Raw genomic sequence first — 676 nt, forward strand, 5'->3', positions numbered from 1 at the left:
CCGCGTTCGTTGCTTGGAAGAATGCTGCTGCTGACCCTGCTGGTGGTGCTGTTCGCCCAGACCTTGTCCAGCCTGATCTGGGTCTCGCAACTGCGCGCCACCCAGCTCGAAGGCCTGGTCACCAGCGCCCGTAGCCTGGCCCATTCGATGACCGCCAGTGTCAGCTATCTGCGCTCGTTGCCGGTGGCTTACCGGCCATTGGTGCTGGATCAATTGCGCAGCATGGGCGGCACGCGGTTTGTCGTCACGCTCAACGACAAACCCCTGGGCATGGACGTGCTGCCGGTTACGCCGCGCAAGTTGGCGGTGCTCAAGGCGGTGGACGACGTACTGCGAAAATCCCTGGGCAACAGCGCCGACATCTCGGTGAAGTTTGTCAGTCCCGAAGACCTGCGGATTTTCAACGGCGGCCTGAAGCTTGATGAATTGCCGCGCTCCTGGGCCCACTACGCCTTGACCCTGGAACCGGTGAACCCGCCGGTGCTGGTCACGCAAATCCAGATGGCGCCGGGCGAATGGCTGTACATCGCTTCGCTGCTGCCCGAGCCCTACACCAGCCTTGAAGAGCAGAGCCTGCCGACGCAGCAGGTCGGTTTCATCGTGCTGACCAGCAGCCTGTTGTTGCTGTTCATCGGTTTGCTGGTGCATTGGCAGAGCCGGCCCCTCAAACGCCTGG

Annotated in this window: 1 pseudogene; it reads left to right on the forward strand. The window is 62.4% G+C overall.

Annotation, left to right across the window (positions count from 1 at the left end):
* A pseudogene (locus GSM73_RS05005) lies at window positions 1–676 on the forward strand (two-component sensor histidine kinase); the annotation flags it as partial.

The organism is Pseudomonas sp. PICF6 (assembly GCF_009831705.1).
GTDB lineage: Bacteria > Pseudomonadota > Gammaproteobacteria > Pseudomonadales > Pseudomonadaceae > Aquipseudomonas > Aquipseudomonas rhizophila.